The 8,747-nt window shown below is 65.6% G+C and carries 8 protein-coding genes and 1 pseudogene; 6 read left to right on the top strand and 3 right to left on the bottom strand.

Annotated features, from left to right (window positions below; translation table 11 throughout):
* The coding region (locus B7438_RS13755) for a hypothetical protein (RefSeq protein ID WP_143465942.1) at nt 1-388 on the bottom strand (388 nt) is incomplete at its 3' end.
* Nucleotides 389-469: 81 nt separating this feature from the next.
* Here B7438_RS13755 and B7438_RS13750 point away from each other — a divergent pair.
* From B7438_RS13750 to B7438_RS20880, 6 genes are all read left to right on the top strand, one after another.
* Nucleotides 470-847, top strand: coding sequence for a helix-turn-helix transcriptional regulator (locus tag B7438_RS13750; protein WP_085370175.1), 378 nt, complete (start codon nt 470-472; stop codon nt 845-847).
* On the top strand, nt 844-2,958 hold the full coding sequence (locus B7438_RS13745; protein WP_085370164.1) for a cation-translocating P-type ATPase: 2,115 nt from the start codon (nt 844-846) through the stop codon (nt 2,956-2,958). The genes B7438_RS13750 and B7438_RS13745 overlap by 4 nt, the downstream gene beginning before the upstream one ends.
* A complete protein-coding gene (locus B7438_RS13740; RefSeq protein ID WP_085370163.1) occupies nt 2,951-3,565 on the top strand; it encodes a TlpA disulfide reductase family protein in 615 nt (204 codons plus the stop codon). The genes B7438_RS13745 and B7438_RS13740 overlap by 8 nt, the downstream gene beginning before the upstream one ends.
* An 81-nt stretch (nt 3,566-3,646) precedes the next feature.
* Nucleotides 3,647-4,303, top strand: coding sequence for a thioredoxin domain-containing protein (locus B7438_RS13735; protein ID WP_179150826.1), 657 nt, complete (start codon nt 3,647-3,649; stop codon nt 4,301-4,303).
* A complete protein-coding gene (lnt, locus tag B7438_RS13730) occupies nt 4,275-5,885 on the top strand; it encodes an apolipoprotein N-acyltransferase (protein WP_085370162.1) in 1,611 nt (536 codons plus the stop codon). Before B7438_RS13735 ends, lnt begins: the two co-directional genes overlap by 29 nt.
* Nucleotides 5,886-5,993: 108 nt before the next feature.
* On the top strand, nt 5,994-6,470 hold the full coding sequence (locus tag B7438_RS20880; protein ID WP_256922035.1) for a hypothetical protein: 477 nt from the start codon (nt 5,994-5,996) through the stop codon (nt 6,468-6,470).
* 594 nt (nt 6,471-7,064) lie between these two features.
* Here B7438_RS20880 and B7438_RS20875 read toward each other — a convergent pair.
* Nucleotides 7,065-7,269 (bottom strand): annotated as a pseudogene (locus tag B7438_RS20875) (IS481 family transposase); the annotation flags it as partial.
* A gap of 64 nt (nt 7,270-7,333) precedes the next feature.
* Nucleotides 7,334-8,677, bottom strand: a complete 1,344-nt coding sequence (locus B7438_RS13715; RefSeq protein WP_256922034.1) for a DUF2252 domain-containing protein — start codon at nt 8,675-8,677, stop codon at nt 7,334-7,336.
* Nucleotides 8,678-8,747: the final 70 nt, after the last annotated feature.

Genomic DNA, 8,747 nt, shown 5'->3' with positions numbered 1-8,747 from the left:
CGAGCTGGGACAGCGCCGGCGCCGATGCTAATGTCGACACTGCCGATGGATCCAGGATCGGCAGCTTGCGCACGTTCAAATAACAAGGGACCGGCGCCGGTGGAAGGCGAAACCGACGCACTGCGGTGATGATCGGGAATCCGCAGAGGATCCCGGTGACACAGGACACTCCACTGGCCGACATGTCATCGACCGTTTCGGTCGCGTCGGCGTCCGCAGTGTCGAGCGCGGCAACGAACGTCAACGGAATGGGAGCAGACTCGCCCCAGCGCTCCCCCGCCTCGGCACCCGACCAGATGCTCAGCACCAGCAGCCCGATCACACTTAGCACCATCAGAAACCGCCGCGGCACACCCGCTTCGGGGTTGCGGCGAGGGTTCTCGGACATCGACGGGGCCTCCTGTTGCCGGGGTCGATGTCGGAGTGAACGCATCTAGCGAGCATACAGCAGACAATGTATAGTCAGCGTGTGCTGACTATTGCTTCGCGGCTGGATGTGCTGAACCGCTTGGGTCGCGCGATGGCGGACCCCACCCGCTCCCGAATTCTGATGGAGCTACTGGCCGGTCCAGGATACCCGGCCCGGCTCTCGGAAAGCCTGGGGCTGACACGTACCAACGTGTCTAATCATCTCTCCTGCCTCCGTGGCTGCGGGATCGTGGTCGCGACCCCGGAAGGTCGCCAGACCCGGTACGAGATCGCTGACCCGCGCGTTACCCGCGCGATCACCATCCTGGTGGACACCGTCCTTGCCGTCGACGACGGCGAACCATGCGCGGACGAGAACTGCGATATTCCGCTGTGTTGCGCCCCCGCAGCCGAGACGATCATGGAGAGCGCCCGATGAACGAGGAATGCTGCGGCCCTGATGAGCCCCGCAAGACAACCACGAGTGTGCGGCGGCTGCAGTTAAGTAAACCCCTCACCACGGGCGATGCCTGCTGCGGCCCAGACGACAGTCACACGGTGCCGGTGGGGAATCGCCTCGGCGACGAGGCTGCCGTCGCCCGCGAACACGAGCACGGCGATGACGACGACGAGCGCGACCACGAGGGCCAGTCGGAGGTAAGGCCGCCCTGGTGGCGCGACACCGCTCTGCTGCCGTCCGCGGTCGCCGGCGTGACGTTGCTGATCGGATACATCTTTCAATGGACCGGGCTGCCAATCCCGGCGCTCGTCTTCCAATCACTTGCCCTGCTGGCCGGTGCATACACGTTCGTTCCCGGCGCGATCCGCCGCCTGTTGCGTCGCCGGCTCGGTGTCGGGCTGCTGATGACGATCGCCGCGGTGGGAGCCGTCGCTCTCGGCCATGTCGGTGAGGCAGCGACGCTGGCCTTCCTCTTCTCGTTGGCCGAAGCGCTCGAGGACCGGGCAATGGACCGGGCGAAGGAGGGGCTGCGCGCCCTGCTATCCCTCATCCCCGACACCGTGCGGGTGTCGCGGCTGAACGGGGACATCACAATCCCTGCCGCGCAGGTGCAGGAACTCGACATCCTCGTTGTCGGAGCCGGCGACCGCGTCGCCACCGACGGCGTGATCGTGGATGGTCGCTCCAGCCTGGACACCTCGGCGATCACCGGGGAATCTATCCCGGTCGAGGTCGGTCCCGGCGACGCGGTAGCTGCCGGATCGGTGAACGGATCAGCCACGCTGCGCATCGAGGCGACCGCGAACGGCCGCGACAACTCCCTCACCCAAATCGTCAAGCTCGTGGAGCAGGCCCACGCCCGCAAGGGCGAACGTGCACGCCTCGCCGATCGCATCGCCCGACCTCTGGTCCCAATCGTGCTGGTCGCGGCAGCCCTGGTCGCCGCGTTCGGGTTCATCATCGGCGAGCCCGGACTGTGGATCGAACGCGCCCTGGTAGTTCTGGTTGCCGCGTCGCCGTGCGCGCTGGCGATCGCCGTGCCGGTGACGGTGATCAGTGCGATCGGTGCCGCCTCCAAGTTCGGTGTGATCATTAAGTCCGGCGAAGCATTCGAACAGTTCGGCACGATCCGCACCGTCGCCCTGGACAAGACCGGCACACTCACCCGTAACGAACCCCAGGTGGTCGAGGTCGCGACCGCTCCCGGCCTCACCCGCGAGGACGTGCTGGCCTTGGCGGCCGCGCTGGAAGCGACCAGCAGCCACCCCCTCGCCGCCGCTATCACCGCCGCATCCCCCGGCACCTCTGCCGCGCGGGAAGTGGCTGAGGAGCCCGGGCGCGGCATCACCGGTCGTGTCGGCGCCGCGACCGTGCGGGTGGGCAACACGCGGTGGCTTGACCCGCAGAGCCTGCGCGAGGACGCGGACAGCATGGCCGGTGCCGGGATGACCGCCGTCGTCGTCGAGGCCGACGGGAAGATCGCCGGCCTGATCGGCGTCCGCGACGAGCTGCGTCCCGAAGCGGTCGAGACGATCGCGATGATGACCCGTCTCGGCATAGGCACGGTGATGCTCACCGGCGACAACGAGCGCACCGCCCGCGCCCTCGCCAACCAGGCTGGAATCACCGACGTCCGCGCCGAACAACTCCCCAAGGACAAAGCCGACGCGATCGCCACGCTGGTCGCGAACGGACCCATCGCGATGGTCGGCGACGGTATCAACGACGCCCCCGCCCTGGCGACCGCGACCGTCGGGATCGCAATGGGCGTCAAAGGGTCGGCCGCCGCGATCGAATCCGCCGACATCGCCTTCAACGGCAACGACTTGCGCCTAATCCCCGAAGCGCTCGCCCACGCCCGCCGCGGCCGTCGGATCATGACCGTCAACATCGGTCTGGCCCTGGCAATCATCGTTATGCTGTTCCCACTTGCACTGTTTGGTGTGCTCGGCCTCGCCGGCGTCGTACTGGTCCACGAAATCGCGGAAGTCGTCGTCATCCTCAACGGTGTCAGCGCCGCCCGCCGTCCCGCCCACATGCGACTAACGACCGCTACGCCAACCGGCCCGCTCGATCGCGTCAATGCGTAAAGGACATCGGCACCGAGCGCGAGTCGGTCTCGGCCTAGTCTTGGCCGCTGCGCTGCTCGCCCTGACCACCGGGTGCGCCGCATCCGACGACCTCACCTCTCAATATCGGTCTGGCGACAACAAGGGCTACATTTCCGGAGACTTCCGCGTCCAAGAGATTCCTGCAGCCGAGCGTGGCGCACCAGTCACCTTCGCGGGAACCACGGAACGCGGGAAACCCGTCAGTAGTGACGACTATGACGGGCGAGTCTATGTCGTGAACTTCTGGTACGCCGCCTGCGGGCCGTGCCGGGTCGAGGCGCCCATGCTCGAATCGGTGTGGCAGAAGCACAAACCCGATGGCATCGGATTCCTCGGCGTGAACACGTACGACCAGGCGGCCACAGCCTTGTCATTTGCGAAGGATTACGGGATCACCTACCCGAGCGTCATCGACGTCAATGACGGTGCGGTGAAGCTCGCGTTCGCCGCCGTCACCCCGATTCAGGCCACGCCCACGACCCTCGTAATCGACAAAAAGGGGCGGGTTGCCGCCCGGATCATCGGGCAACTGCAGTCGGCCTCGATCCTCTCCGCCCTTGTCCGAGCCGCGGTCGAGGAATCCTGACCTGTCCGCCGACCATCTGCCCGAAAGTCACACACCATGAGCACCCGGAAACCCCCCATCCCCTCGACCAAGAAGACGGTCATGACCACACCGATCAAGGCCACCATCATTGCCACAGCGGTGTTGGTCGTGCTGGTCGTCGTCGCTATCGTTGTCGCCACCGTTACCCGGCCGTCAGCGCCTGATTCCGCAGCCGAGGACGGCAGCCTCCCCGGCACCCGGGCCAACACCCACGTTTTCGACAAGGTGGGCCAGGACGTGCCCACCCTGGTCGAATTCCTCGACTTCGAATGCGAAGCGTGTGGAGCGTTCTACCCGGTGATCGAACAACTCCGCGAAACCTACAAAGGGAAGATCAATTATGCGATCCGCTACTTCCCGATCCCCAGCCACTTCAACTCGACGAACGCGGCCCTCGCAGTCGAGGCAGCCGCGAAACAGGGGCGCGCCGAGGATATGTACAACAAGATGTACAAAACCCAGACGCAGTGGAGTGAACAGCAGGAGTCCAAAGCCGATGTCTTTCGCGGCTTCGCCGAGGACCTAGGCCTGGATATGAAAAGCTACGATCAGGCCGTCGCCGACCCCGCCACCAAGAAGCGCGTCGAGCAAGACTACGCCGAGGGGCAAGCGATGGGCGTCCAAGGCACTCCGACGTTCTTCCTGGACGGTAAGAAGCTTACGCTGACCTCGCTCAGCGATCTCACCGATGCGCTCGACCGCGCCATTGCTGACTGAAACCCCAACCCACCCTTCGGCGGCGCGGCCGCGGGTCCGACCGTTGCTTTCCTGGTGGGTGGCCCTCCCTCTTTCCGCGGTCGCAGGGTTCGTCCTTGATCTGGCAACACCCGGGGTGGGGTGGTGGCCGCTCACCTTCGTCAGCGTTGCGCTCGCGCTGACCACCTTGATCGGTCGCAGCGTCGGCGGGACACTGCTGGTCGGCGGCGTGTACGGGGCCGTGTTTTATGCGACCCACCTGATGTGGGTGGCAGCCTATCTTGGGCCGGTTCCATGGATTGCTCTGGCCGGGCTTGAAGCTGTCCTATTTGGGGCTGGGGCGATCATGATCACGCTTGCTTACCGGTGGACGGACGGCTACCCGGCCCGGGGTGCCGTGCAACTGTTTGTGGTGCCCGCCCTGGTCGGTGGGCTCTGGACCGCGCGAGAAGTGGGGATGGGGGCGTGGCCGTATTCCGGGTTCCCCTGGGCGCGACTGGGGATGACGCAGGTTGGCGGTCCCTTCCCGGAGGTTGCGTCCTGGACCGGTGTCACTGGGCTCTCGTTCCTCATCGCCGCGGGGTGCGCCGCGGTGGTGCAATGGGCTCGCGCGGGCGGCATCCGCCGCCCTGTTGCGGCAATCCCCGCTCTCGCGATCGGGGTGCTCCTGCTGCTGGTCCCGGCGTTCCCAACCAACGACGCCGGCTCGTTCCGAGTCGGCTGGGTGCAGGGTAACGGTCCCACCGGATACTTCGATGAAAGTGCATCTGGTGATGTCCTCGCCGCGCAGACCGCCGCGACGGCGCCTATCCTCGGCCAGCCGATGGATCTTCTGGTGTGGCCTGAGGGTAGTGTCGACACAGACCCGCTGAACAACGTCCGCACTGCGGCAGCGCTCGACAACCTGGCCGGTAAAGCGGGAGCGCCGATTCTGGTGAACGCCGCCACTACTCGTGGGGACAGCATCTTCAACACCACCCTGCTATGGGCGACCGGTGACGCGCGTAAACAGCTGCACGACAAGGTGAACCCGGTCCCGTTCGGCGAGTACGTACCCGACCGGTGGTTCTATAACCTGCTCGCCCCCGACCTGATCGGGCTCATCCAACGCGAGTACACCCCCGGAACCAACCCGCCCGCCGTCACGGTGAATAGCACCCGCGTCGGGTTGGCGATCTGCTTCGACGTCATCTACGATCGCGTCGTCTGGGACGGGGCGCGGCAGGGTGCGCAGATCTACGTCTTCCAAACCAACAACGCCGACTTTCGGGGCACCGACGAGAACTTGCAACAACTCGCTTTCGCCCGAATGCGCGCAATCGAGACAGGTCGCGCCGTCCTCAACGTTTCCACCGTCGGCACCAGTCAGGCCCTCGCCCCGGACGGCACCACCATCGCCTCAGCCGGTCCCGACACTGCTGCCGCCGCGGTGACCACCCTGCCACTGCGCACCGGATTGACCCCCGCCAGCATCCTCGGCCCCACGATCAGCGCCGGCCTAACCCTCAGCGCCCTCGCCGCGCTCGTGACCTGCGGCATCCGCTACCGTTTCGGCCGCCGCCCGAGTCCCACGCCGCGACCAGACACGGACGCCACGACGTGAACACGTCGTTCGACACAGGCGTCTCGGAGGTCGTGACCGAGTTCGAACCCTGACAAGGCTACGCACCGGTTAGCAGAGTAGGGCGTCGACATACTCGCGGAGGCGGTCTTGGATCACTACCGCGCCGCTATCCTGCAGCCATTGGAACTGCAAGCCATCCCACATTGCGACGAGGACAGAAGCTTCCGATCGCGGATCGCGCTCGAGGCGAAGGTGGCCCGACGAGTCGGCCCGCTCCATCAGATTCCGGAAGTACGCGATCGTGTGGTCATAGCGTGCGGCGAAATACTCGTGCGCAGGATGGTCGAGCGTGGACGCATCGGACGACAATGTCGCGTACAGGGCGATCAGACCGGGCTCGTCGACAGTGTCTTGCTGGGCGTCGTCGCCGAGTCTGCGAAGCGTCTCGACCGGGCCCTCGTCTGGATCTCGCTCGTTGATGGCGAGCTGAGCGTCGCGGTATTAGAGAACCGCAGCCAGCAGATCCTCCTTAGAGGCGCAGTAGTGCATGAGGGTGGACCTTACGGTGCCAATCTGATCCGCGAGCTGCTGCAGGGGCGTACCCGGAATGGCCAGCCGGCGTGAGGATTTCCAATCCCACCGGTTCTGGTCCCGCACTCCGATCACGAGCTCCTGCCGATGGGCTGAGGGCGTAGGTAAGAAGCTATGAGGGGCTGGGCTGCGCCTGGTCGTAAAGCGCTACCAGTGACTGTCCCTAGGTAGAAGGCGAGCTGTTCCTGGCGCGCGCGGGGCGGGGAGCACCTGAGCCCGCGCGAGCGGATGAAGCAGGTCATCGAGGCCGGCGTGGACCAGTTCGGCGGCGAGCAGATCCCGGAGCTGCTGCTCGAGCTTGTGAGCTCGGGGAGGTCGCGGAGGAGCGGATCGACGCATCGGCCAGCCGTCTGCTGCGCGAGAAATTCCGGCTCGGCCTGTTCGACAACCGGTACATCGATGTCGACCATGCCAGACGGATCGTCGGGTCGGAAAATTTCGTCGCAGCTGGTGTCGACGCCCAGTGCGCTTCGATCACCGTGCTGGAGAACAAGCTCAACCGCAAGACCGGGCGACCTACGCTTCCGTTCTCGGCCGGCGCGAAGCTCTACATCGAAGGTGCGTCAAGACGGATCGCAGTTGCATGTGATATCTTAGGATATCGCTGACAGTCGGTGCCGGATGGACGAAGCGCCGGAACGACGCCCGTGGCCGTTCCGGGGCTCGCGTCGGGCAACGCCCTCGGCACGGATGATCCTCGCGAGGGTTGCCGTCGAGGGAATCGGTGTCGGCGCATGCGTTCGTGCGCGCTCACCGGTCCGTGATCCAGCCCGGATGGTTCCAACGCGGCTCGTACGGCCAACGCTTCTTCGGCCGCATGCGCAGACAGACGTCCACAGGCGGAGAAGGACGGAACCAGGCAAAAAGGACTAGGAATGAGTCTTCGACGCCAGGAGTCAGTCCTCGCCCGCAGCTTCCATTGCGCCGGCTCTGACCGCCTTGACGAGCTGGCTGTGGTCGGATTCAGTTTGGTCGGCGTAGCCGACCGCGTAGGCAGAAAACGCGGTGTCCATCCGTTCTCCGTCGGCGCAGTACCCAGCCAGGAGCCGTGGGTCGATCGAGCGGGAGTGGGCACGCGCCAGCAGGGCCCCTGCCAGCCGGCCGTAGTCGTCCAGGTGGTTGCGTTTGAGCCCCGCCGGGTCGATTCCACCCTTCCGGTTGCGGAACTGACGGATGAGGAACGGGTGCCCACCGATCGTGGTCCAGCCAAGCAGGGGGTCAGTCTCCGCCTGCACGAGTCTTGCCCCGTGCACGATCCGCTCACCCTCGTGCGAAGCCGGCGTCCGGCCGAGGGCAACGTTCACTGCGCTCCGCACGGCCTGCTTGGCCTGCAGGATGAGTGCCTCGTCCCCGTTGCCGCGCAACAATATTAGGTAACTGCGCAGTCCGACGCTACCGGTGCCTACCACCCGAAAAGCCACATCGGAGAAACTGTAGCGCGCGAGCAGATGCCCGCGGGACTCGTGCAGGCTTTTCAGATAGCCTGGCAATCCGCCGATCACCGCATCCGCGGCCGCGGAGCTCACCCGGCTGAGCACTGGTGGGTCGGCAACGAAGCGCCATTCCCGCCCGTCCAGGCGGGTCCATTTGGCCGCGACCTTCGCACTGGTGTTCTGCTTGGCCTTCCGTGCGGCCAGGGCGAAGTCGTCCAGCAGTTCGTCGGCCTTGACCCTGTTCAGCACCGACTCATCCCCCAGCGCGGTCCACGATTCCAGGAACCCCAACCTGGCCAGATGTCGGCTGGTGTGACGGTAGGCCCGCACCGCTTCCTGTGCCGCGTCCCGACACCCGCCTTCCGACACACCGCCCACACGGCCGGCCAGGACCAGGCTGACCGCCAGGCGTTTCAGATCCCACTCCCAAGGACCCGACGCCGTCTCGTCGAAATCGTTGATGTCCATGATGATCCGGCCACCATGCGTGCCGTACAACCCGAAGTTCCCCGCATGCGCGTCCCCGCATAGCTGGGCTTCCAGACCAGTGGCCGGACCAGCGGCCAGGTCCCCTGCCATCAGTCCGGCACTTCCCCGGAAAAAAGTGAATGGAGAGGCAAGCATCCGGCGCACCCGAAGCGGAATAAGCCCCGGCAGACGGCCTTCATTGCTTGACTGCACGAAGTCGGCCACGGCAGGCCTGCGGGCGGCCAGGTCAACGGACCGGTGAGTCTGGTGATCGACGCGCCCGCGCAGAGCCCGGCCGCGTTCGTAAACCTCTTCCGGGTCCATCCACTGCCCCAGCACCGCAACTCCTAGCCCTTAGAAATCACTCATGCAGCCTCACATCCGTCACGAACGCGAAAGATCACCCCTC

Source organism: Leifsonia sp. NCR5 (assembly GCF_002105485.1).
Lineage (GTDB): Bacteria > Actinomycetota > Actinomycetes > Actinomycetales > Microbacteriaceae > Leifsonia.
Note: the sequence above shows the minus strand (reverse complement) of the source record. Positions and strands in the feature narration are given on the sequence as shown.